Origin of the sequence: Promicromonospora vindobonensis, from assembly GCF_042685865.1 — a bacterium.
GTDB lineage: Bacteria > Actinomycetota > Actinomycetes > Actinomycetales > Cellulomonadaceae > Promicromonospora > Promicromonospora vindobonensis.
Window position 1 is genome coordinate 2,917,348 of record NZ_JBHUOG010000002.1, and the last position, 23,127, is coordinate 2,940,474.

Annotated in this window: 23 protein-coding genes; 14 read left to right on the forward strand and 9 right to left on the reverse strand. The window is 70.4% G+C overall.

The features are described 5' to 3' along the window. Window positions 1-123: 123 nt before the first annotated feature. Genes ACFS27_RS26290 through ACFS27_RS26305 form a run of 4 tightly spaced genes read left to right on the forward strand, consistent with a single transcriptional unit; the run spans window position 124 to window position 5,187 of the window. On the forward strand, window positions 124-750 hold the full coding sequence (locus ACFS27_RS26290) for a (2Fe-2S)-binding protein (protein WP_377189827.1): 627 nt from the start codon (window positions 124-126) through the stop codon (window positions 748-750). Then, entirely contained in the window at window positions 750-1,727 is a 978-nt protein-coding gene (locus ACFS27_RS26295; protein WP_377189830.1) for an FAD binding domain-containing protein, read from the forward strand. The genes ACFS27_RS26290 and ACFS27_RS26295 overlap by 1 nt, the downstream gene beginning before the upstream one ends. A gap of 36 nt (window positions 1,728-1,763) precedes the next feature. Further along, window positions 1,764-2,909 carry an XdhC family protein gene (locus tag ACFS27_RS26300; protein ID WP_377189832.1) on the forward strand — a complete coding sequence of 382 codons (1,146 nt, stop codon included), beginning with the start codon at window positions 1,764-1,766 and terminating at the stop codon, window positions 2,907-2,909. A gap of 10 nt (window positions 2,910-2,919) precedes the next feature. Further along, window positions 2,920-5,187, forward strand: a complete 2,268-nt coding sequence (locus tag ACFS27_RS26305) for a xanthine dehydrogenase family protein molybdopterin-binding subunit (protein ID WP_377189835.1) — start codon at window positions 2,920-2,922, stop codon at window positions 5,185-5,187. Here ACFS27_RS26305 and ACFS27_RS26310 read toward each other — a convergent pair. The 7 genes from ACFS27_RS26310 to ACFS27_RS26340 form a co-directional block, all read right to left on the reverse strand. Next, window positions 5,156-5,368: a hypothetical protein gene (locus tag ACFS27_RS26310; protein ID WP_377189836.1), complete on the reverse strand. Its 213-nt coding sequence runs from the start codon at window positions 5,366-5,368 to the stop codon at window positions 5,156-5,158. The genes ACFS27_RS26305 and ACFS27_RS26310 overlap by 32 nt on opposite strands. A 57-nt stretch (window positions 5,369-5,425) precedes the next feature. Next, entirely contained in the window at window positions 5,426-6,607 is a 1,182-nt protein-coding gene (locus ACFS27_RS26315) for an oxygenase MpaB family protein (protein WP_377189839.1), read from the reverse strand. Between the two features lie 140 nt (window positions 6,608-6,747). Next, window positions 6,748-7,275, reverse strand: coding sequence for a small multidrug efflux protein (locus ACFS27_RS26320; protein WP_377189842.1), 528 nt, complete (start codon window positions 7,273-7,275; stop codon window positions 6,748-6,750). Between the two features lie 199 nt (window positions 7,276-7,474). Continuing rightward, window positions 7,475-8,194: a GOLPH3/VPS74 family protein gene (locus ACFS27_RS26325; protein WP_377189845.1), complete on the reverse strand. Its 720-nt coding sequence runs from the start codon at window positions 8,192-8,194 to the stop codon at window positions 7,475-7,477. Beyond that, complete coding sequence (locus ACFS27_RS26330) at window positions 8,191-8,916, reverse strand: helix-turn-helix domain-containing protein (protein WP_377189847.1); 726 nt, start codon at window positions 8,914-8,916, stop codon at window positions 8,191-8,193. Before ACFS27_RS26330 ends, ACFS27_RS26325 begins: the two co-directional genes overlap by 4 nt. A gap of 204 nt (window positions 8,917-9,120) precedes the next feature. After that, window positions 9,121-9,669 (reverse strand): hypothetical protein, encoded by a 549-nt coding sequence (locus ACFS27_RS26335; RefSeq protein WP_377189850.1) that lies wholly within the window; start codon window positions 9,667-9,669, stop codon window positions 9,121-9,123. A 32-nt stretch (window positions 9,670-9,701) separates the two neighbouring features. Then, complete coding sequence (locus ACFS27_RS26340) at window positions 9,702-10,139, reverse strand: hypothetical protein (protein WP_377189853.1); 438 nt, start codon at window positions 10,137-10,139, stop codon at window positions 9,702-9,704. 215 nt (window positions 10,140-10,354) lie between these two features. On the opposite strand from ACFS27_RS26340, the gene ACFS27_RS26345 reads away from it, so the two are divergent. The 4 genes from ACFS27_RS26345 to ACFS27_RS26360 all read left to right on the forward strand — a co-directional run bounded on the left by ACFS27_RS26345 (window position 10,355) and on the right by ACFS27_RS26360 (window position 13,664). After that, entirely contained in the window at window positions 10,355-10,939 is a 585-nt protein-coding gene (locus tag ACFS27_RS26345) for a copper resistance CopC family protein (protein WP_377189856.1), read from the forward strand. Then, a complete protein-coding gene (locus tag ACFS27_RS26350; RefSeq protein WP_377189858.1) occupies window positions 10,936-11,460 on the forward strand; it encodes a copper chaperone PCu(A)C in 525 nt (174 codons plus the stop codon). Before ACFS27_RS26345 ends, ACFS27_RS26350 begins: the two co-directional genes overlap by 4 nt. Continuing rightward, on the forward strand, window positions 11,457-12,701 hold the full coding sequence (locus ACFS27_RS26355; RefSeq protein WP_377189861.1) for a Dyp-type peroxidase: 1,245 nt from the start codon (window positions 11,457-11,459) through the stop codon (window positions 12,699-12,701). The genes ACFS27_RS26350 and ACFS27_RS26355 overlap by 4 nt, the downstream gene beginning before the upstream one ends. Before the next feature lie 93 nt (window positions 12,702-12,794). Further along, a complete protein-coding gene (locus ACFS27_RS26360; protein ID WP_377189864.1) occupies window positions 12,795-13,664 on the forward strand; it encodes an RNA polymerase sigma-70 factor in 870 nt (289 codons plus the stop codon). Window positions 13,665-13,675: 11 nt separating this feature from the next. Here the strand turns inward: ACFS27_RS26360 and ACFS27_RS26365 are convergent, their stop codons facing one another. Next, window positions 13,676-14,443 (reverse strand): SDR family oxidoreductase, encoded by a 768-nt coding sequence (locus ACFS27_RS26365; RefSeq protein ID WP_377189867.1) that lies wholly within the window; start codon window positions 14,441-14,443, stop codon window positions 13,676-13,678. Between the two features lie 90 nt (window positions 14,444-14,533). Here ACFS27_RS26365 and sigJ point away from each other — a divergent pair, with 90 nt between their 5' ends. Next, window positions 14,534-15,427, forward strand: a complete 894-nt coding sequence (sigJ, locus tag ACFS27_RS26370) for an RNA polymerase sigma factor SigJ (RefSeq protein WP_377189869.1) — start codon at window positions 14,534-14,536, stop codon at window positions 15,425-15,427. 76 nt (window positions 15,428-15,503) lie between these two features. Here the strand turns inward: sigJ and ACFS27_RS26375 are convergent, their stop codons facing one another. Further along, window positions 15,504-17,306, reverse strand: a complete 1,803-nt coding sequence (locus tag ACFS27_RS26375; protein WP_377189872.1) for a galactose-binding domain-containing protein — start codon at window positions 17,304-17,306, stop codon at window positions 15,504-15,506. A gap of 302 nt (window positions 17,307-17,608) precedes the next feature. Here ACFS27_RS26375 and ACFS27_RS26380 point away from each other — a divergent pair, with 302 nt between their 5' ends. From ACFS27_RS26380 to ACFS27_RS26400, 5 genes are all read left to right on the forward strand, one after another. Next, a complete protein-coding gene (locus ACFS27_RS26380) occupies window positions 17,609-17,779 on the forward strand; it encodes a hypothetical protein (protein ID WP_377189875.1) in 171 nt (56 codons plus the stop codon). Between the two features lie 41 nt (window positions 17,780-17,820). Beyond that, window positions 17,821-18,915 carry a pyruvate dehydrogenase (acetyl-transferring) E1 component subunit alpha gene (gene pdhA, locus ACFS27_RS26385; protein WP_377189878.1) on the forward strand — a complete coding sequence of 365 codons (1,095 nt, stop codon included), beginning with the start codon at window positions 17,821-17,823 and terminating at the stop codon, window positions 18,913-18,915. Next, on the forward strand, window positions 18,912-19,907 hold the full coding sequence (locus ACFS27_RS26390; RefSeq protein ID WP_377189881.1) for an alpha-ketoacid dehydrogenase subunit beta: 996 nt from the start codon (window positions 18,912-18,914) through the stop codon (window positions 19,905-19,907). Before pdhA ends, ACFS27_RS26390 begins: the two co-directional genes overlap by 4 nt. A gap of 21 nt (window positions 19,908-19,928) precedes the next feature. Then, window positions 19,929-21,212 (forward strand): dihydrolipoamide acetyltransferase family protein, encoded by a 1,284-nt coding sequence (locus tag ACFS27_RS26395; protein ID WP_377189884.1) that lies wholly within the window; start codon window positions 19,929-19,931, stop codon window positions 21,210-21,212. A 64-nt stretch (window positions 21,213-21,276) separates the two neighbouring features. Further along, the gene (locus ACFS27_RS26400; protein ID WP_377189887.1) at window positions 21,277-23,007 is read left to right on the forward strand and encodes an L-aspartate oxidase; all 1,731 of its coding nucleotides are present in this window, start codon (window positions 21,277-21,279) and stop codon (window positions 23,005-23,007) included. Window positions 23,008-23,127: the final 120 nt, after the last annotated feature.

Below are 23,127 nucleotides of genomic sequence, written 5' to 3' on the forward strand. Positions count from 1 at the left end.
CAGGTCCTGGATGTCCCCCGCGGCAGTGTCCAACCTTGGAGCAGCACCGAGCCCGGAGACCACACGGATGGTCACGGCGCTGTCCTTCCCTGCCCGAACGTGCGATCAGCCAGGAGAGACCCGATGAATCCAGAGAACGATGCGGGACACGGCCGTTCGGGCGTGTCCCGGCGAAACTTCCTGGGCGGCGGCCTGGTCGCCGCCGCCGTGACCCCCCTGCTCACCGGACAGGCCGAGGCCGCGGCGGCCGCCTCGGCACCCACCATGGACGGCGTGACACCGGTGACGGTGCGGGCCGCCGTCAACGGCACCCCGGTCTCGCTGCGGGTGGACCCGCGGGCCACCCTGCTGGACACGCTGCGCGAGCGGCTCGACGACCTCAAGGGCACCAAGAAGGGCTGCGACCGCGGCCAGTGCGGGGCCTGCACCGTGCACGTCGACGGGCGGCGCGTGCTGTCGTGCCTCACGCTGGCCGCCACCGTGACCGGCCGGGAGGTCACCACGATCGAGGGCCTCGCCGACGGTGAGCGGCTGCACCCCATGCAGCAGGCGTTCGTCGAGCACGACGGCCTGCAGTGCGGCTTCTGCACCCCCGGCCAGATCATGTCGGCAGTCGCCATGGTCGACGACGAGGGCGGCGCGGACTCGGACGACGAGATCCGCGAGCGCATGTCCGGCAACATCTGCCGGTGCAGCGCCTACCCCCGCATCGTCGACGCGATCCGCGACGCGCAGCAGGTGATGCGCTGATGCGTCCCTACACCTACGCCCAGGCCCGCACGATCCGCGAGGCGGTCCGGGGCACCGGCGAGGAGACCGCGTTCCTGGCCGGTGGCACCACCCTGGTCGACCTGATGAAGCTGGAGGTGATGAGCCCCGACCGCGTCCTGGACATCAACCGGCTCCCGCTGGACGGCATCACCCTGGACAACAAGGGCCTGCACATCGGCGCTCTGGAGCGGATGAGCGACGTCGCCGCGAACCCCCTCGTGCGGGAGCACTACCCGGTCATCGCCCAGGCGCTGGAGCTCAGTGCGTCGGCCCAGCTGCGCAACATGGCGAGCATCGGCGGCAACCTGCTGCAGCGCACCCGCTGCGGGTACTTCCGCGACGTCAGCACCCCCTGCAACAAGCGCGAGCCTGGCAGCGGCTGCTCCGCGCTGGAGGGCATCAACCGCGGCCACGCCGTCCTCGGCACGAGCGACGCCTGCATCGCCACCCACCCCAGCGACCTCGCCGTGCCGCTGGTCGCACTCAGCGCCGTGGTGCACCTGGCCTCGGCGCGGGGCAACCGCAGCGTGCCGCTGGACGGGTTCTACACCCTGCCGGGTGCCACGCCCGACGTCGAGAACGTGCTGCGGCCGGGCGAGCTCATCACCGGCATCACCGTGCCTCGTGCCCCCTACACGGCGCGCTCGCTCTACGTGAAGGTCCGCGACCGGCAGTCGTACGAGTTCGCGCTCACCTCGGCGGCCGTCGCGCTTCAGCTGCGCGGCGGCACCATCACCCAGGCGCGGATCGCCGCCGGCGGCGTGGGGACCCGGCCGTGGCGGCTCCCCGCCGTCGAACGCGCGCTGGCCGGGCGGCCCGCGACCGCCGCCACGTTCGAGGCCGCCGTCACCCGCGCGGCGGACGGTGCCCAGCCGCGCGAGTACAACGGGTTCAAGCCCGCGCTGCTGCGCCGCACCCTGGTGCGGACCCTGACCGAGCTGGTGGAGGGCCGATGAGCGACCGGTCCGACGGCGCGGGGGCGGGCGGCCGCCGTGCTTGAGCTCGCCGCCCAGCTGCTCGGACGCGCCCGCGGCGGCACCCCGTTCGTGACCGCCACCGTCACGGGCGTGGCCGGCAGCGCGCCCCGCCAGCCCGGCTCGTCGCTGGTCGTCGACGCCGACGGGGCGGTGCTGGGCAACGTGTCCGGCGGGTGTGTCGACGCGGCCGTGCACGAGGCCTGCCAGCAGATGCTGGCCGGGGACCGCACGCCGCAGGCCCTGCGGTTCGGGTACTCCGACGCCGACGGGCTCGGCGTCGGCCTGACCTGCGGCGGCACCATCGAGCTGCTCCTGCGCCACCACGACCCGGGCGCCGAACCGGAGCTCGAACCGGCCCTCGCCGACGCCGCGAGCGGCCAGGCGGTGGCCGTGGCCACGATCGTGCGCGGCCCGGACGCCCATCTCGGGCGGACCATCGTCGTGCGCCCGGGCCGGCCGCCGCAGGGATCCCTCGGCGACGAGCTGCTCGACCGGGTGGCCGAGGCGCACACGATCGACCTGCTGCACGCCGGGCAGACCAGCACCGTCAAGGTCGGGGTGGCCGACAGCTACTGCCGCGAACCCATGACGCTGCTGGTGGAGTGCAACGTCCCGGCGCCACGGATGCTCGTGTTCGGCGCCATCGACCACGCCGCCGCGCTGGCGCGCGTCGCCGCGTTCCTCGGTTACCGGGTCACGGTCTGCGATGCCCGGACCACGTTCGCCACCCCGGAGCGGTTCCCGGACGCCGAGGTGGTTGTCGACTGGCCGCACCGTTATCTCGGTTCCCAGGCCGAGGCCGGGCTGCTCGACCAGCGCACCGTCGTCTGCGTGCTGACCCACGACCCCAAGTTCGACCTGCCGCTCCTGACCGCCGCCCTGCGGCTGCCCGTGGCGTACGTCGGGGCCATGGGGTCACGCCGCACCCACGAGGAACGCCTGACCCGGCTCCGCGAGGCGGGCCTGAGCGATCACGAGCTGGATCGGCTCCACTCACCGATCGGGCTCGACCTCGGGGCCCGCACGCCGCACGAGACGGCCCTGTCGATCGCCGCGGAAATCGTCGGCGACCGGCACGGCGGCACCGGTGCGCCGTTGAGCACCGGGGTCCCCATCCACCGCGGCATCCGGTCGCCGCACCCACTCACGTACAGCAGCTAGAGGAGTCACGATGCCCCGTTCCCCCGTAGGACGCGAGACCGACCGCGTCGACGGCAGACTGAAGGTCACCGGCGCCGCCGAGTACTCCGGCGACTACCTGGCCCCCAACCTGGCGCACGCGCACCTCGTCACCAGCACCATCGCCCGAGGCAAGGTCACCGGGTTCGACACGGCGGCCGCGCTCGCCTCACCCGGGGTGCTGCACGTGCACACCGCGCCGAACAACCCGCTCAGGCTGTACGAGACCACCGGCCAGGCCGCCGCCTTCTCCGAGAACTACATCCCGCTGAAGACCGACGTGGTCCACTTTCACGGCCAGGCCATCGCGATGGTCGTCGCCGAGACCCCCGAGCAGGCACGCGATGCCGCCGCGCTCGTCACCGCCACCTACGAGGTCCAGCAGCCCCGCACCTCGGTCACCGACGAGCCACGCGTGCCGGCCGGCCCCACCATCAGCGGCGCACCGAGCAGCCTCAACATCCTGGCTCCCGGTGTCGGGTCCATCGACGCGGCGCTGGCCGCCAGCGACGTCGTCGTGGAGGCCGAGTTCCACCAGAACGTGCAGCACCACGCCGCGATGGAGCCGCACGCGGTCCTCGCCGTCTGGGAGGGCGACGACCGGGTGACCCTCCATGCCGGCGCGCAGATCCCCGCGGCGTACGCGCTCGGCATGGCCCAGCGGCTCGGCGTGCCCGCCCCGAACGTCCGGCTGATCACGAAGTACGTGGGCGGCGGCTTCGGCGCCCGCGTCGTCCTGTGGAGCGACACGCCCCTGGCCGCCGCGGCGGCCCGCGAGCTCGGCCGGCCGGTCCGACTGGTCCTCACCCGGGAGCAGATGTTCACCCTGACCGGCCACCGTTCGCACCTCACGCAGACCGTCCGGCTGGGCGCCTCCCGCGACGGGGTCCTCAACGCGCTCAGCCACCGGAGCGTCGCCGAGCGGCCCACCACCATGTCGTTCACCATGACTCCGGCCCACTCGATGTCGGACGCGCTCTACCGCACGCCGAACCTGCACGTCGACGCGCAGCTGGCCGTCCTCGACATCCCCGGGAGCCGGGCGATGCGTGGCCCCAACGAGGCTCCAGGGGGCTTCGCCCTGGAGACGGCGATGGACGAGCTGGCCGTCGCCACCGGCGTAGACCCCGTGGAGCTGCGGCTGCGCAACTACGCCGCCACCAGCCCCTCCACGAACCTGCCCTGGTCGAGCAAGCACCTGGACGAGTGCTACCGCGTCGGGGCGGAACGCTTCGGCTGGGCGGACCGCAGCGCCACACCCCGCGCACGCGTCGACGGGCAGTGGCTCTACGGCACCGGCATGGCCACCGCCATCTACCCCGCGGCCCGCCGGGCCGGGTTCGCCGTCGGGATCCGGCTGCGCGAGGACGACACCGCGGTGGTGTCCACCGGCGTCTCGGACCTCGGCACCGGCGGCGGGACCGTGGTGGCGATCTCCGGCGCCGACGCCCTGGGCATCCCCATGCAGCGGATCACCCCGGAGATCGGTGACACGTACCTGCCCCCGGGCGCACCCGCGGTGGGCTCGAGCAACACGCACGCGACCGTACCGCTGGTCGTGGACGCCGCCAGGAACGTGATCGCCGAGCTCAAGCGGGTGGCCGTCACCGCGAACAGGTCCCCCTGGCAGGGTGCGGAGGTCTCGGACCTGCGCTACGAGCGCGGCATCCTGCACGGGCTCGGCCGCTCGATGACCTTTGGCCGCCTGCTGGCCGCCATCGGGTCGCCGGGCATCTACATGGAGTCCTCACCTCTCGGCGCCCCCATCCCGGGGGTCGTGCACCACAGCTTCGGCGCCCACTTCTGCGAGGTCCGGGTCAACCGGTTCACCGGCGAGGCCCGCATCACCCGGTTCACCACCGTCGCCGACGTCGGCCGCGTCATCAACGCCAAGGCCGCCCGCAGCCAGCTCGTCGGCGGCGTCATCTTCGGCATCGGCCATGCCCTCCTGGAGGAGAACCACCTGGAGCTCGCCACCGGACGCCTGGCGAACAGCACGCTGGCCGACTACCTCGTACCCGTCAACGCCGACATCCCCGACATCGACGTGCACATGCTCGACCGGCCCGACCCCCTGCTCACCGGGCCGCTCGGCGACGGCACCGAGGAGGTCGGCACCGCCAGCCTCGGCGCCCGAGGCCTCGGCGAGATCGGCACCGTCGGCTCGGCCGCCGCCGTCGGCAACGCCGTCTACAACGCCACCGGCATCCGGGTGCACAACGTGCCCATCACCCCCGACAAGCTGATCGAGCACCTGTAGCCGCCGACGCGCGGAACCTGCCGGTCACGACGTCGCCCGCGGCGCGGGCGAGCAAGGCCAGCAGGATCCGCCGGAGCTCCGTGCGGTCGCGAGGCGCGATCAGCGCCAGCCTCCGGTCGAACTCCTTCGCGAGCGCGGCGAGCGCGCGATCCGCGCCGCCGCGCCCGTCGGAGGTCAGCACGAGGCGGTGCCGCCGCGGTCGAGCGGCCGGCTTCTGCTCAGCGCACCTGTAGCCGGCTCACGGGGCCGTGACGTGGTCCTGGTAGGCGGCGCTGGCGCCGCCGAGGGCCGCGATGATGCCGCGGAACGCACGCGTACCGTCCTCCACGGCTTCCGCTACGGCACCGGGAACCTGCAGCTGGTAACGACGCGCCTTCGCCTCCCCCGCCGCGAGCAGCGGAAGCACGGCCGTGACGGGCGACTCCTCGATGCCGAGCGCAGGGGCGGCCTCGCCGTGGTAGCGGCCGGCCAGGGCGTTCAGCAGGTCGCGCCAGCCCGACGCGTTCATCGGCGACTGCGGCACAGCGGCGAGATTGGTGGCTGCCGCGTCGAACAAGGCCCCGACCAGGGCCCGGCTGTTCTCGTCCGGCGCGGCGGAGGTCGAGTCGAGCAGGTCGAGCAGCTCACCGGCCTGCACGTGGTCCTCGATCCCGACAAAGAACTCCTCGTCCAGACCCAACAGGTGACCCACGTACCACCAGTAGCGGTACAGGCGGGACTGTTCCTCCTCGGTGAGCCGGTAGCCGACGCCCTGCAAGAACGTGAACGGCACGACCGTGAAGTCGAGCCAGGTGCGCGCGACGTCGGCCTGGTTGATCGGGACGCCCCACCGGTCGGCGTCCCATCCGTGCGCCATCGCCGACGCCCGCACGCGCGCGTGCAGCAACCGGACCTGCACGGTCTGCACGTAGCCGGGGGCACCCTGGCGCAGGCCGCCGGGCAGGACCACCGATGCGTTCCACAGCCCGGTCTCGGCCAGCCGGCGCGGCGCGGTCGAGGTCAGCCGACCGGTACCGACGAGCAGCCTCGCGATCGCCGGCGACCGGTAGGTGTGAGCGAGCGAGCCTCCCGCAAAGGCGAGGCCGCGCCAGTGCGGCGGCACGGCGAGCGACGTCCGGTCCCCCTCGTCCAGCAGCTCGGGCGAGACCCAGCCGGGCACGGCCTCGGCATGGGCGAGCAGCGCGTCGACGGCCGGCGGGGCCTCCGGCACGCTCGCCCTGCCCTCGGTGAGACCACGCTGGAGCGCGGTGCGGGCAGAGCGGCCGAGGGCGTCGAACTCGGCGATCACGGCGTCGGCGACGGGGTCCCCCACCTGCAGCGCCCGCAGCATGAGGTCGACACGGTCACCGTGCCGGGTCCGGGCCGCAGCAAGGTTGACGGCCCGGTCGGGCACCAGCGAGGAAAGGTTCGAATCGTTCATGAAGCCATCCAAGCGGCCTCACCGAGCAAGAACCACGGCCTACCGATCCCCCTCTAGGGCCACGGGAACGCGCAGTGCGCCCGTGAGATCACGCCTTGTCGCGGCCAGCGAGGTGACCTGATCCGGGGGGCACAGCCTCCTCAGCCGACGTTGTAGACGACCATCAGGGCGAGCCACGCGCTGACCGTCGAGACCGCGGTCCACGCGATGATCGCGATTCCCTGCCAGAGCAGCACCCAGGACTTGGACACGCCACCAGCGACCAGCAGCGCGGCGGTGAACTGGGTCGGCATCGCGAGGGGACCGAGAAGGCTCGCCCCGGGCACCCCGAACCGAGTGAGATAGCGCCTGAAACGCTCCTTACCCTTCGACTCCGGCTTCGACTCCGGCTTTGCCTTCGCCGGTTCCTCAGCGACCGCATCGCCGCCCGGCTCCGCCGAGCCCACCGGCACACGCACCGCCTCCCGCCGCGCCCGCCGCGCAAGGGTCGCCGTACGCGCACGGCTGCTGAGGGTGACGATCAGGAAGACGCAGAGAAAGTTGCCGCCCGCTGCGGCGATCCCGGCGACGATGGGGTTGAGGCCACCGAGCACACCGACCGTCGTCGCGAGCTCGCCCTCGACGAAGGGCACGGCTCCGGCCAGCGCGATGATCAGTGGTTGGACCACGTCTGGAACGTTTGCGACAAGGTCTCGGAATCCCTCGACCAGTGGTTCGACCGGATTCATGGTGTTCTCTCTTTCAGCGATGATCTGCGCGCTCGTCGTCCGGACGCGTGGTCCGGGCGCACCGAATGCGCGTGGGTCGTGACGGGTGGTCTGCGCAGGTCGCTCGAGGGCGCTGCGACTCTTCCGACTGCGGGGGTGATCAGTCGGGCTGCGCGAGCGTCGCCAGGGTCGTCGCGAACGCGGTCCCGACGACCTGCACGACCAGGGTGCTCAGGATGGCGTCGGAGGCGGCCTTCGCGCCCCAGTCGCCGCGCTCGAACTTCTTGCCGCGGGTATAGATCTCACCGGACCAGGGGATGTCGGCATGCATCGCGGCCAGGTTCTTGCTTGCCGAGAGCAGCGCAACGAGTGTGGCGGTCCGGGCATCGGGATCGACGCCGTCCACCAGCGCCGACCGAACTGGCCTGAGCAGCCGGTCGCGCGTGCCGGTGTCTCCGCCCCTGAGGGCGTGTGTCGGGATGAAGCCGAGGAGACGGCGTGGCTCCTGACGGATATCGCCTCGCGCAACGAGCCGGTTCAAGGTGCTTTCTCGGGACCGGACACCGATATCGATCGTGAGCCCCCTGATTCCTGTCGCGGTCTCCGGGACCCGTTCCCATGCTCCACGTAGCAGCAGGTCTTCAGGAGCGTGGCCGACGGCGCGAACGCGGCGCTGCTTGTCGTCGAGCTCGAGGTGTCCTCGCGCGGCGAGCTCGATGAGCATCGCTCCGCCGAGCGTGTACAACAGCGACTGGCCCTCGCCTGCGATGGTGCCGCTGCGGGGATCGAAGAGGAGAAGCATGACGGCCTCCGGTAGCGTCACGTCCGCCCTGCGGGCGTCGGCCGCGCCCGTCGAAGCACCTTCCGCTGCGTCCGTCACTTTTCTCCTCCGCCAGTCGTAGCGATCTCGTGTGCTCGACGCAGCACCTCGAGCTGAGCGAGGTGGTACAGATCGCCGAGCGCCTGGGAGACCGTGCTGGCCGTGCGCTCGGGGCTGTGCGTCGAGAACTGGGCGACGTCGTCGACCACCGGAAATGCGGCCTGTGCCGCGGCGAGCGGACCTGCCATGCGTTCGGCAAGGTCTTGTATCGCCGCTTCGTCCGCGTCCACCGGGAGCGCGTCGAACTCGTCGTCAATGGGATCTCGCCGGCTCAGTAGTGCACGGAGCTCGCCCATCGCGTTCTCGTCGAGGACCTGGCCATAGACGAGGAGCATCGCGCGGTCCCTGTCCGAGAGGTTCTGCATGACCGACTCAAATCCACGGGGAACATCTATCGGAGCGCGATGACGCAGGATGACTGCCAGCTCTGCCCGAACCCGCTGCAGCCGATCGACCGTCGCTGCGAGTTCCGCATCGATCAGCCGAATCGCTTCGTCCGGCATCTGATCGGCGCGATCCATGGTGGCGATCTGTGAGAGCGGAAGCCCGAGATCGCTCAGCCTCTTGATCTGCAGCAGCCGGATGAGGTGCGACGTCTCGTACTGCTTGTAGCCGTTCCCCGTGCGGTGCGGCTCATCGAGCAGTCCCAGCGCGTGATAGTGCCGTACAGCCTTGATCGTCGTTCCTGCGAGCTCCGCGAGCTGCCGTGTGCTCCAGGCCATCGTCCCACCGCCGTTCCGTTGAGAACCAGTGAAAACCATGCCCTTGGGGCACAGTCAACCGGAACTCTGGAACTTCCGCCGTTCGAGGGTCGGCGCGGCCGCGCGAGGGTCGCACCGCCAAGCTGCTCGAGCGTGTTCCACGGCCTGGCCGCGACCCGCCGCGTGGACATCCAGGACCTCACGACCCGTGGACGGCCGGGCGCGTCACAATCGGCCGAGCTTGTCCGGGCCGGCGACCAGCCAGACCTGCCTGACCGATTCCTGTAGCACCTCAGCGGCAAGGAAGCCGACAGTGAGCTGGTCGTACCGTCCGACGAGCCAGGGCACTCGATCGACGAACGTCAGTTCCAGTGCCGGCGGCTCGTCACCCACGATGTCGTTCAGGAGGGCTGCGACCTCCCTCGGTCCGTGGACAGGTACACGCAGGCGCCCTGAGTCCGGGCCGCCGTTCGTGAAGATCTCGACGTCGGACGAGAAGAGCTCGGCAACAGCGGCGCCTCGGTCCCCATCGAGCCATGCCGACCGCAGACGCCTGAGCGCTCTGATCGGCTCTGTCACCGTCGCGGCACGGTCGCGTCGCAGCCTCGTACGAGCGGTGGCGAGCAACCCCGGCAGGTCGCTCTCCGAGCAGCCCACGAACTTTGCCACGAAGCCTGTGTCGTGGGGGAAGGCACCGTGCAGGATCAGTGCGGCAGTCTCCCGGGGCTCCAGCGACTGCATCGCGGCACGTACCACGTACTCGAGGATCGCCATGTCGTGGCCGCCATCTCCTCCACCGGGGGCGGTCATGGGTTTGCCGGCGAACCGACGTCGGCCGTGGCGCCTGCTGCGCGTCGGTCCCGGGCCGCTGTGAGCAGGATGACCCCGATCCCCAGGAGCGCGACCACACCGTTGGCGATGTTCAGCGCGATCGCCTCGCCGAGGGTGAAGTTCTCCATGTTGTTCAGGTGAAAGAAGAAGTGCGGCACGGCGAAGATCGAGTAGGCGAGCGCGGCGGGGACCACGAAGTGGGCCTTCGGCCGGACCATGGCGATCCCGAGCAGCAGGGCGATGCCAAGAGTGGCGCCGCCGAAGTCCGTCGCGTAGTGCTCGCTGAACGGTGGGGTCAGGTCCGCCGTCGGGAAGTGGGTGTAGAAGGTCTCCGGCGAGACGAGATTCCACCCTCCGACGATCAGCTCGTCGAGGAACAGCACGGCCAGTGCAATGCGAATGATCAACGTCACAGTTCAAGGCTCCTTGGTTGGCCTGTCTCGCCCGCACATCACCGAGATGCCGCCGTCTTCGGCGCCTCCGGGGCACGAACTTGCATCGAAGACCACGCAGCGGCCCCGGTTCGTGACAGAGCGGGTGTCACGAACCGAGGCCGCTGCGTGGTCTGGGTTGGGAGACCTGCCGCCACTGCGGCCTACGACAACAGCCACCTACGGGGGACGGACCGATGAGCGAGCGGATACCTGTCGGGCTCGGCCTGCTGGCCCTCGTCGCCCTGTCGGTTCCACTGCTGGGCGCAGTGCCGGCCTCGGCGCACTCGTCCGTCGCCTCGGCGCAACCGTCGTACAACCAGGCCCTCGACGGGCCGCCGGCCTCGGTGGTGCTCGCCTTCACGTCCGAGATCCGGACGGACGCCGTCACCGCGACCGTCGTGGTCCAGGACGAGGATGACCACGACTGGGCCGACGGCGCCCTGGAGGTCACCACGACGGGGGTCGGCCAAGCCGTCGACCCTGCGATGCCCGACGGGCGTTACCAGGTGCGCTGGAGCGTGGTGTCCGCCGACGGCGCCCCGCTCGAGGGGAGCTACCGGTTCACGGTCGGTGACTTCCCGCCCGAGTCGAACCCCCTGAACGCCCCATTGACCGAGCGCCGATCGGACTGGTTCCGAGCCGTGACCCACGCACTGGTGGGTGCGTTGCTCGGCCTGACCACCTACGCCCTCTGGACGACGTATGGCCGCAAGGCTCCCACCGGCCCGGCGCCCGCATCGGCAAACGCCCCACCAACGAACAACGAGGACAACTCATGACTATCAGAGCCCTGGTCGCCGCTCTCGGGTCGACCGCGCTTCTTGTCGGCCTCAGTGCTTGTGGCAGCCCGTCCGAGGCCGCCTCCCCGACCGAAGGCCAGGCCCAGCCGATGCAGGCCGACACCGTCCGGACCAGAGATCTGTGGGTCAAGGCCGTCGACGGCGGAATGAGTGCGGGCTTCGGCAGGCTGACGAACACCGGCTCCGCCGACGTCGTACTCACCTCCACGGCGTCGAACATCTCCAGCGACATGGAGCTGCACGTGACCGGCCCCGACGAGGAAGGGCAGATGGTGATGTCGCCCCACGAGGCCGGCTTCCTCATCGCTCCGGGCGACACGCTGGTGCTCGAGCCAGGTGGCGACCACCTCATGTTCATGGAGGTCCAGAAGCCGGTCGGTCCGGGCGACACGGTCGACCTCACGCTCACCTTCGAGGACGGATCGGCGGTGGACGTCACCGCCCCGGCCAAGGACTTCACAGGCGCGGACGAGGAGTACGTGCCCGGGACCCACGAATGAGACGACCGGCGGACCGCGGCGTGTCACGGCGCGGCTTTCTGATGGGCGGCGCCGCCGCCGGCGTCGGTGCGGTGGGCGGCATGAGCCTCAGCCTGCTCACCGACCCGCACGCGTCCGGTCCCGCACCTGCCGACGCCCCGCCTCCCACGCCGCCCACCGCGGCGACGCCGGAGGGCAGGCGACGGGTCGCCTTCCACGGCCGGCACCAGCCCGGGATCACCACACCACCCCAGGCCGCCATCACCTACGTCGCGCTCGACCTGGACGAGACCACCGATCGCGCCGCCCTGCGCCAGCTCTTGCAGCTGCTGTCGGACGACGCGGAGCGGCTGATGCGGGGCGAACCGGCCTTGGCCGACCTCGAACCCGAGCTGGCCGCTCCCGAGGCGAGCCTGACGGTGACCTTCGGGTTCGGACCGGAGCTGGTCCGACGCGTCGCGGGTGACTCCGCGGTCCCAGGATGGCTACGTCCCTTGCCACGATTCGCGATCGATCGGCTCGAACCAGGGTGGTCTGGCGGCGACCTGCTGCTGCAGGTCGGGTCCGACGATTCCCTGACGCTGGCGCACGCCGTCCGCGTCCTGCTCAGGGATTCTCGTGCTTTCGCCCGACCACGATGGACGCAGCACGGCTTCCGCAGGCCGCCCACCACGGGGATGATCGGAACCAGGAACCACTTCGGTCAGGTCGACGGGACCAGCAACCCCGTACCTGGGACTGCGGACTTCGACGCCGCGGTCTGGACCCATGACGGCCCCGGCTGGCTGGCCGACGGCACGAGCCTGGTCCTGCGGCGCATCCGGATGGACATGGACGGGTGGGACAAGACCGACCGCCACTCCCGCGAGCAGTCGGTCGGGCGGTCCCTGGCCACCGGCGCGCCGCTGACCGGCGCCACGGAGATCGATGACCCAGACCTCGACGCGGTCGGCCCTACCGGGTTTCCCGTCATCCACGACCTGGCGCACGTGCGGAGTGCCCGCGTGAACGCAGCCGAGCGCCGCATCTTTCGACGTGCGTACAACTACGCGGAAGGTCCCGACAGCTCGTCCCCCGGCCAGCTGTTCGCTTCCTACCAGGCCGACGTCGACCGCCAGTTCGTGCCCATCCAGGAACGCCTGTCCGCAGCCGACCTGCTCAACCAGTGGACGACACCTGTCGGGTCTGGCGTCTACGCCCTTCCCGGGGGTTGCCGACCCGGCAGCTACGTCGGCGAACCGCTCTTCGCCACGGGCGTCTGACCGCGCACCGCTATGCACAACATGTCCACCGACCGCAGACTCGTCAATGACCTGCACGACCGGGATACTGCTGTCACGACGGAAAGGGCGACGGTGTCACAACTGAGCCAGGCGGCCGACGTTTTCCAGAGTCACCGGCGGCGGCTGTTCGGCATCGCGTACCGCATGCTCGGCACGGTGGCTGACGCCGAGGACGTCGTCCAGGACGCGTGGCTGCGCTGGCAGGCGGTCGACCGGTCGGTGGTGCTCAACACGGAGGCGTTCCTGGTCACCACCACCACCCGGCTGTCGATCAACGCCGCGACGTCTGCCAGGGTGCGCCGGGAGACCTACATCGGCCCGTGGCTTCCAGAGCCTGTCCCGTCCGGTGACGACCCGTCGCTGGGGGCCGAGCGCGCCGAGGCGCTCAGCGTCGCCATGCTGACCCTGATGGAGCGCCTCTCGCCCAACGAACGAGCCGTGTACGTGCTGCGTGAGGCGTTCGACTACCCCTTCCGGCAGATCGCCGAGGTCCTCGACACCACCGAGGCCAACGCCCGGCAGCTCGCGCGGCGCGCCCGCGACCACCTGGCGGGCGAACGGCGGGCGCCTGCCCGGCCGCAGGAGATCTCCCGCCTGCTGGACGCGTTTCTGTCCGCGGCCCGCTCGGGCAACCTCGACGAGCTCGAACAGCTCCTCGCGAAGGACGTCGTCAGCGTCTCCGACGGTGGGGGCAAGGTGACCGCGGCCCGGCACCCGGTGACCGGCCGCGATCACGTGGCTCGTTTCCTGCTCGGCGCCCTGCGCCAGTTCGGGCAGGACGCGACCTACGAGATCGCCGATGCCAACGGCGGCTCCTGCCTCGTCATCACCCGGGGCACCGAGGTGCTGTGCGTGGCCACCGTCAGCATCGACACTGATGGGATCAGTGGCATCTACCTGGTCCGCAACCCCGACAAGCTGGGGATGCGGCAATCTTCCTGAACCCGACGGCCTCATCGGGCGACGTCGTCGAGCCACACCTCGAAGGACTGCCGGCTCTGCCGCGTGCCCGGGGCCGGCAGGAACGTGCCGCTGCGCATGCCGCGCCCCCAGGCACCGGGGACGAACACCTCCAGCACCGGGCGGGACTTGCCGGTCGCGCGCAGGTAGCGGCGGACCATGTCGCTCACCCGTTCTTCGCGCGGGCCCGCGAGGTCTCGCACCAGCCCCCGGGGGGCACCCAGCGCGATGCTCACCAGCTCGGCCGCAACCTCGGCCGCTGCGATCGGCTGCGCCCGCATCTGCGGGACGACCCGGAGCGGGCCGACGTGGTAGTTGTCGACGAGGAACTCGGTGAGCTCGTGGAACTGAGCGACGCGCAACAGCGACCAACCACCTGGTTCCGCCATGATCACCCGCTCCTGGGCAGCCTTGCCCGCGTAGTAGCTGGCGCCGACCCTCTCCGCACCGATCACGGACAGCGCGACGTGGTGGCCCACGCCGGCCTCGCGCTCGGCTCCGAGCAGGTTGCGGGTGACGGTCTCGAAGAACCTCGTCGATCTCTTGGCCGACGCGGTGCTGGTGGACGAGACGTCGACCACGGCCTCGACGCCCTGGAGCGCGCCGGCCAGGTGGGTGCCGTCGAGCAGGTCGACGCCCGAAGCGCGGGTCAGCACGACCGGTTCGTGTCCCGCCGCACGCAGCAGGTCCACGACGTGACGTCCGACGGTGCCGCTGCCCCCGGCGACGGCGACCCTCAGCTCTCGGAAGGGAATGTTCATGCCTAGAAAGACGACGCGGCCCCCTGGGATGTCAGGCGTCTCCCTGACATCGTGTCGCGCTGTCCCCTCGTCGCCGGGAAGGACGCCGCGATGACCGACGACGAACCGGCCATCGCCCAGGTACTCGCCGAGCGGCGGCATCTGATGACGCTCGCGTTCCGGATGCTCGGCACGGTCGCCGAGGCCGAGGACGCGGTCCAGGAGACCTACGTGCGCTGGTGGCGCATGGGCAGGGTGGAACGCGAGGCCGTCCAGGCGCCGCACTTCTGGCTGCAGCGCGTCACGAGTCGCATCTGCCTGGACATGCTCGGCTCGGCGCGTGCCAGGCGCGAGCAGTACGTGGGGCCCTGGTTGCCCGAGCCCTTGCCGTCCCAGGTGTTCGCCCACCCTGACCCGGACCCGGCCGACCAGGTCACGCTCGACGACTCGGTGAGCTCCGCGCTGCTCGTGGTGCTCGAGACGATGACGCCCGCCGAACGAGTCGCCTTCGTGCTGCACGACGTGTTCGCGGTCCCGTTCGACGAGATCGCGGCCACGATAGGCCGCAACCCGGGCGCCTGCCGCCAGCTGGCCTCCTCCGCCCGGCACCGCGTCGAACAGGCACGAGACCGGCGCGCCACGCGACGCGAGCACGACGACGTCGTGCGGGCATTCGCCTCGGCCGCACGGAGCGGGGACGTCCAGGCGCTGATCACGGCGCTCGACCCCGACGTCGTCCTGAGATCCGACGGCGGTGGGATCGTCACCGCGGCCCGCAGGCCTGTCGTCGGTGCCGAACGGGTGGCCCGGTTCATAGCGGGCGTCGTGCACAAGTACCCCGGCCGCGACGTGCTGGAGCGGGAGACGCACGACGGGCTCGGCCTCGCCGTCCGGGACGAGGGCCACATCATCGGCGTCGTCACCCTCGACGTCTCCGACGGGGTGGTGACGGACGTGCGGATGGTGCTGAACCCGGAGAAGCTCTCGCTCTGGAACACCCCATAGTGTCCTGAGTACGCGGCCGGGGGGCCGAGGTGCGCCTGGACGAGCGCACCCCGGCCCCGGCTGAGGACCTTCCCGGTCAGTGCTGGGCGTTCACCGCCTCCAGCGCGTCCTTGTACTCCTTGAGGTCGGCCTTCGTCGCGCCCGCGTCGAGGCGTGCGGCCTCGATGGCGTACAGCAGGTCGCCGACCGTGCCGCCCCCGACGACCGGGTCCTCCAGGGACACCGAGCCCGCCGCGACGTTGAGCCACACACCGAGCAGCTGCCGGTCGAAGACGTCGACCCACTCGTCGTGGTTGGCCGCCCACAGCACCTGCACGGCGTCGTCCAGCGTGGCCAGGTCGACCACCTCGTCGAACACGTCGCTCTGCGTGCGCGTGCTGATGAGGAAGCACAGCAGCTCGTCGGTCGTGTGGTCCGGGTTGCTGACCTGTCGGTACTCCGACGACCAGTACCCGGCGCCGCGAGCCACGGGCTCCGGTGTCGGCTGTCCGCCGCTCGGCGTGCCGTAGATCTCGAGCTCGTAGAGGGAGAAGCCCCACTGCGTCGCGCGCTCGGTGGCGTAGAGGCGCACGTGCCGGCCCGTGCCTGAGAGGTCGATGTCGTCGAAGAGGCCGTCACCGTCGGTGACGGTATGCACCGTGGTCCAGGTCTCGCCGTCCGGTGAGGTCTGGATCTCGTACCCCGACGCGAACGCGGTCTCCCAGTCGATCACGACGCGGCTGAGGTCGTAGCTCGCGCCGAGGTCCACCGCGATCCATTCCGGCTCGCTCCACCGGCTGCCCCACCGGGTGCCTGCGTTGCCGTCCACCGCCATCTCGCCGGTGCGAGCGGGGTCGTCGATGCTGGACGTCGTCACCGGCCGGCCCAGCGCCAGCGACTCCCCGTCCTCGACGCCGCACTGGTCGTCGCCCTCGTCCTCGGACAAGTAGCAGCGCAGGTACTGGTAGGACTCCGCAGAGGACTCGAACGACGGCGCGTAGTCCCACTCGTAGGTGTAGTACTCCACGTACGGCTCGGCTGCGGCGATGATCGCCGGTAGGTCGAGCTCACCGTTGCCGAGGGCGACCTGCCTCGCGTCGCCCTCTGCGTTGACGTTCACGGCGTCCTTGATGTGGAGGAGCTCGATGCGGTCCCCGTACTCCTCGATCCATGCCGGGACGTCGATGCCGGCGTCCGCGGCCCAGCCGACGTCGAGCTGGAACGTGACGTAGCGCGGGTCGGTGTTCGCCTCGATGACCTGCCAGGGGCTGACCATCTCACCCGTCTCCGGGTGGGGGTAGCGCGTGGTGAACTCGCTCTGGTGGTTGTGCAGCACGATCTTGTTCGCGCCGTTCTCGTGCGCGTACCGGCCGAGCCGGTTGACGTACGCCGCGGTCGCGAGCGCTTCCTCGTAGGTGCCGTAGTTGCCGGCCATCCCGCCGGTCCCGATGTAGTCCTGACCCAGTGCGACGGCGTAGTCGACCGTCTCGGGCCACGTGTCCCAGTCCGTGCTGCCGTGGCTCGAGGACACCTCGAGGCCGTGCCTGTCGAGGATCGCCTGGTACTCGTCGACGGGCATCGAATAGGGCTGGCTGAAGGGCTCGATGTTGGTGAAGCCGGCGTCGGCCACCTCGCCGAGCACGCGGTCGATCGTCTCGGGGGCCGGTGTCCCGGACCCGAGCTCGTTGACGTGCGTGTACAGCTGGATGGAGATCTTGGAGTCGGGCAGCCCGTCGTCCTCTCCACATGCTCCGGCTGCCGTGGTGGTCGGTGCGGGGGCTGCGACGGTGGAAGGGGCGGCGACGGCCGGGCCTGCGGCGAGCGTGCCCACGAGGAGCGCGCCGCCCGTCAACGCTGCGCTGAGGCGCCGCGCGCCAGGCGAATGTCGTGAGATCTGCATGGGTGCTCCGATTGACGACTCTGTCGGTTGATAGCGGCAACCATGCGACTTATGCCGCCATGTGATCAAAAGTAGGATGCTGGTCGACCGATGCCATGTCAAGAGCGGACAAGCCTTGGCGTTCTGGTGTTCGCTTCGCCAGTTTTGTTCAGATATTCGGCGAGTCGTTCGAGGACCTCGTCGCAACGGCCTGTGTGACGAGCGCGACTGCCAGATCCGCTCCTCGGCCCTGACACCTTGGTGAACCACGTCGTCCTTATATGTGAGGCGCACTCCTGCCTCACCGAGACGAAGGGTCGCCCATGAAGAAGCCGCTGAGCCCGCAGGGCCACGCGGACGTCGACGGCATCACGGTGGACGCCGCGCTCGACGCACAGGTGCGCCCCTGGCGCCCCGAGGTCGCCCGGATCTCGGGCCGGCTCGCCGCTGCAGGGGCCCCCGGCGCCGCCCTCGGACTCCTGCACGTCGCCTGACGGCAACGATCCACACCAGGCAGTACCCGAAAGGAATGCCCATGCCGGCACCAGCCAGGTCGACCGTAGCGACCAGCACACGTCGACGGACCTCGCGCACCAGCGAGGCACAACGAGCCAAGCTCGAGAACTACTACCGGCAGATGCTCCTCATCCGCCGGTTCGAGGAGCGGGCCCAACGGTCCTACCTGCAGGCGTACATCGGTGGCTACTGCCACCTGAACCTCGGCGAGGAGGCCGCGATCGTAGGCCTGCTGGACGCGCTCGACCCACAGGACTACCTGTTCACGAACTACCGCGAGCACGGGTACGCGATCGCCAAGGGCATCGAGCCCGAACGGGTCATGGCCGAGCTCTACGGTCGCACCGACGGCGTCTCCAAGGGCTGGGGCGGCTCGATGCACATGTTCGATGTCGAACACCGACTGCTCGGCGGCTACGGCATCGTGGGCGGCCAGCTGCCGATCGCCACCGGCACAGCCCTCGCCCTGCAGTACCAGGACCGCTCCGAGGTGGTCATGTGCACCATGGGCGACGGGACCACGGCCATCGGCGCCTTCCACGAGTCGCTCAACCTCGCGGCGCTGTGGGAGCTGCCGATCGTCTACGTGATCATCAACAACGGCCTGGGCATGGGCACCGACGTGGCGCACGCGTCTGCCGAGCCCGAGCTGTACAAGCGGGCCGCCGCCTACCGCATGCTGTCGGCGCGCGTCGACGGCGCTGACCCCGAGGCGACCGCCTCAGCTGCGCTCCAGGCCGTCGAGGCGGCCCGGGGCGGCAAGCCTTACCTGCTCGAGGTCATGACCGAGCGGCTGCGGGGTCACTCCGTCGTCGACCCGGCCAGGTACCGCTCCGCCGACGAGACGGCACGACTCAAGGGCGCCGACCCCGTGGCCCTGTTCGCCGCACGACTGCTCGAACGTGGCGTGCTCGACCAGGCCGCGCTCGACTCGATGGACGCCGAGGCCACGACTCGCATCGACGCCGTCGCCCAGTTCGCGGAGGCGAGCCCGGAGCCCGACGTCTCCACCCTGTTCGACCACACCTACGCGACCCCGGTACCCAACGACTCCCGCCGGCTGCCGGGCCGCCCTCTCTTCGCACCGGCACCGTTCCCGGGGAGGCCCTCATGAGCGTCATCACCTACCGTCAGGCTCTGCACGACACGCTCCGGGCCGAGCTGGCACGCGACGACAACGTGTTCCTCATGGGCGAAGAGATCGGCCTCTTCGAGGGGTCCTACAAGATCACGGCGGGCCTGCTCGACGAGTTCGGCCCCCGGCGCGTACGCGACACCCCCATTGCCGAGGAGGGGTTCACGGGCGCCGCGATCGGTGCCGCGATGCTCGGGCTGCGTCCCGTCGTGGAAATCATGACCATCAACTTCTCGCTGCTGGCGTTGGACCAGATCGTCAACCACGCGGCCAAGATCCACGGGATGTTCGGCGGGCAGCTGGCCGTGCCCATGGTCATCCGCACCCCGGGTGGCGGAGGACAGCAGCTCGGCGCCTCGCACTCCCAGAACATCGAGCTCTACTACTCCTTCGTCCCCGGACTGAAGGTCGTGGCGCCCTCCACCCCTGCCGATGCCAAGGCCCTGCTCCTTGCGGCGATCCGTGACGACGACCCTGTCCTGTTCCTGGAGAACCTCGCCCTGTACAACACCAAGGGCGAGGTACCGGAGGACTGTGCTCCCGCCACCATCGGCAAGGCACACGTCAGCCGCGAGGGCACCGACCTGACCCTCATCGGCTACTCCCGGATGGCTCATGTCGCCCGACAGGTGGCCGAAGAGCTCGCGGCTTCCGATGGCCTCGACATCGAGGTCGTCGACCTGCGCAGCCTGCGCCCGCTCGACCGCGACACGGTGATCGCGTCGGTGCGCAAGACCAGCGCCGCCGTCGTGCTCGAGGACGACTGGCTCACCTACGGCATCGGCGCAGAGATCGCCGCGTCCATCTCCGACGGTGCCTTCGACCATCTCGACGCCCCCGTGCGTCGCGTCGCGATGGCCGAGGTGCCGCTGCCCTACGCCAAGTCGCTCGAGACCGCCGCGCTGCCGTCCCACGACGACGTCGTCACCGCCGTGCACGAGACGCTCGCCGCTGTCGGGCGCCGGCGCTGACGTGACGAAGAAAGGGATCCGATGATCCAGATCACCATGCCGCGCCTGTCCGACACCATGTCCGAAGGCGCCATCTCAGCCTGGTTCAAGAAGCCGGGCGACCAGGTCGATGTCGGTGACCTCCTGGTCGAGATCGAGACCGACAAGACCACGATGGAGGTCGAGGCGTACGACGCCGGGCGGCTGACCGCGATCCTCCAGCCCGAAGGCGCCGTGGTACCCATCGGCGCACCCATCGCCGAGCTCGACGGCACCGACGCGCCCACGCCCGGCGCCGCGGAACCAGCACCGGTGCCCGCATCGGCGGCGAGCGCCACCGACGACGAGCCCCCGGCGAAGCCGAAGGCCGTCGACCACGCGGTCGAACCACGGCCGGACGGTGAACGCGTCCTGGCCACACCTCTCGTGCGCTCGATCGCACGTGAGCACGACATCGACCTGAGGACCGTCGCCGGCTCGGGGCCGGGCGGCCGCATCACCAAGGTGGACCTGACCGGGCTGCTCGACACCGGCGCACCACGCAAGACCGTCCCGACGACGCCGGATGTCGCCGCCCCGGCCCCAGAGCCCCGGTCGGCGCCGGCCTCCGGCGACACGGACCGCAGGGACCCGCAGGAGGTGCCGCTCAGCCAGGTACGGCGTGTCATCGCGCGCCGCCTCGCCGAGAGCTCCCGTAGCATCCCCCACTTCACCGTGACAGCCGTCGCCGACGTCGAAGAACTCACCTCGCTACGAGCCCAGCTCAACGCGCGGCTCGCCGCCTCCGGCCGCGGGAAGGTCAGCGTGAACGACCTCGTCGTCCGAGCGACCGGGCTCGCACTGCGCCGGCACCCCGACGTGAACGCGAGCTACCGGGGAGACGACGCGACAACCAGCTACATCCACCGTCGCGTCAACATCGGGGTGGCCGTCGCGTCGCCGCACGGTCTCGTCGTCCCGGTCATCGAGGACGCCGACCTCAAGACCGTCACCCAGCTCGGCGCCGAGACGAAGCAGCTCGTCGCGCTCGCCGACGACCGCGCGCTCACCCCGGCGCAGATGAGCGGCGGGACGTTCACGATCAGCAACCTCGGCATGTTCGGCGTCGAGGAGTTCACGGCCATCATCAACCCGCCCGAAGGCGCGATCCTGGCCGTCGGAGCCACGCGCCGCGAGGCCGTGGTCGTCGGCGACGAGGTGACCGTGCGTCACCGGATGCGGCTCACGCTCTCGGCGGACCACCGCATCATCGACGGCGCCCTGGCCGCCCAGTTCCTGCAGACGCTCACGGGCCTGCTCAAGGATCCCTGGACCGTCCTCGCATGAATCTTCGAGCGGGCCGACCTCGATCACACCAAAACAGCCAATCCAGCAACACAGAGAGCAGCAGATGAACATCACTGAACGACGCATCTCGACCACCGTGCTCGTGATCGGCACCGGCGGGTCGGGCCTGCGCGCCGCGATCGAGCTCGCCGAACAGGGAGTCAGCGTCCTGGCGGTCGGCAAGCGGCCGCGCATCGACACACACACCTCCCTGGCCGCAGGCGGCATCAACGCCGCCCTTGGCACGATGGATGCCGAGGACTCCTGGCAGCAGCATGCCGCCGACACGATCAAGGAGAGCTACGGTCTGGCCAACCCGCACACCGCCCAGATCGTCGCGAAGGGGGCAGCACAGGGTATCGCCGACCTCGAGCGGTACGGCATGGCCTTCGCGCGAGAGGACGACGGGCGCATCTCCCAGCGGTTCTTCGGCGCGCACACGTACCGCCGTACCGCGTTCGCCGGCGACTACACCGGCCTGGAGATCCAGCGCTCCCTCGTGAACCGGGCGGCTCAGCTCGACGTCCCGATCCTCGATTCCCTGTACATCACGCGGATCCTGGTGCGCGACGGCGTCGTGTTCGGTGCGTACGGGTTCGACCTGGCTGATGGGACGCCGCATCTGATCCACGCCGACGCCGTGATCCTCGCGGCGGGCGGCCACAACCGGATCTGGCGGCGCACGTCGTCGCGGCGCGACGAGAACACCGGCGACTCCTTCCGGCTCGCCGTCGAGGCCGGCGCACGACTGCGCGACCCGGAGCTGGTCCAGTTCCACCCGTCCGGCATCATCGAGCCCGAGAACGCGGCGGGCACCCTGATCTCAGAGGCGGCCCGCGGCGAGGGCGGCATCCTGCGCAACGGTCTGGGCGAGCGGTTCATGAAGAACTACGACCCCGAGCGGATGGAGCTGTCCACCCGCGACCGGGTCGCCCTGGCCGCCTACACCGAGATCACCGAAGGACGGGGCACCGCCAACGGCGGCGTCTGGCTCGACGTCTCCCACCTGCCCCGGGAGACGATCATGACGCGCCTGCCGCGCGTCTACCAGACGATGCTCGAGCTGCAGATGCTCGACATCACCGCCGAGCCCATCGAGATCGCCCCCACCGCCCACTACTCCATGGGCGGCGTGTGGGTCCGACCGGAAGATCACAGCACCGAAGTGGCAGGCCTGTACGCGATCGGTGAGGCATCTTCCGGCCTGCACGGTGCCAACAGGCTCGGTGGCAACTCGCTGATCGAGCTGCTGGTGTTCGGCCGGATCGTGGGACGGGCGGCGGCAGAGTACTCAGCGGGTCTGGAGACGCAGCGGCGTTCGCGCGACGCCGAGGCGCAGGCACGTCACGAGATCAGCGAGCTGCTGGCTGCCGACGGACCCGAGAACGTGCGCGCTCTGCAGCGCGCTGTCCGCAATACGATGACCGAGCATGCAGGGGTCGCTCGCGACGAGGCCGGGCTGTTGACCGGATTGCGGGAGCTGGACGAGATCACCGAGCGCACCGACAAGGTCGGGATCCATCCCGACATCGCCGGCTTCGGCGATCTCGCGCACGCCTTCGACCTCAAGGCGTCCCTGATCGCCGCTCGCGCCACGCTCGAAGCGGCCCGCGAGCGCCGCGAGACCCGCGGGTGCCACAACCGCTCGGACTACCCCGACCTGGACCCGGCTCTGCAGGTGAACCTGGTCTGGTCCCCGACCGACGGTGTGGTGCGCGAGGAGATCCCGCCGGTGCCGGACGAGATCGCCGAGCTCATGGTCGACGTCTCCGCCGACGGCAAGCTCGTCGAGTAGCCGGCAGGCCTCCAGCCCTACTGAACAGCCCGTCACGACCCTCCGCGAACAGCGCGGCACCCAGGCATTCCTGGGTGCCGCGCTTTCGTGACGAGCGCCATATCACGTCTGCTCGCGCTG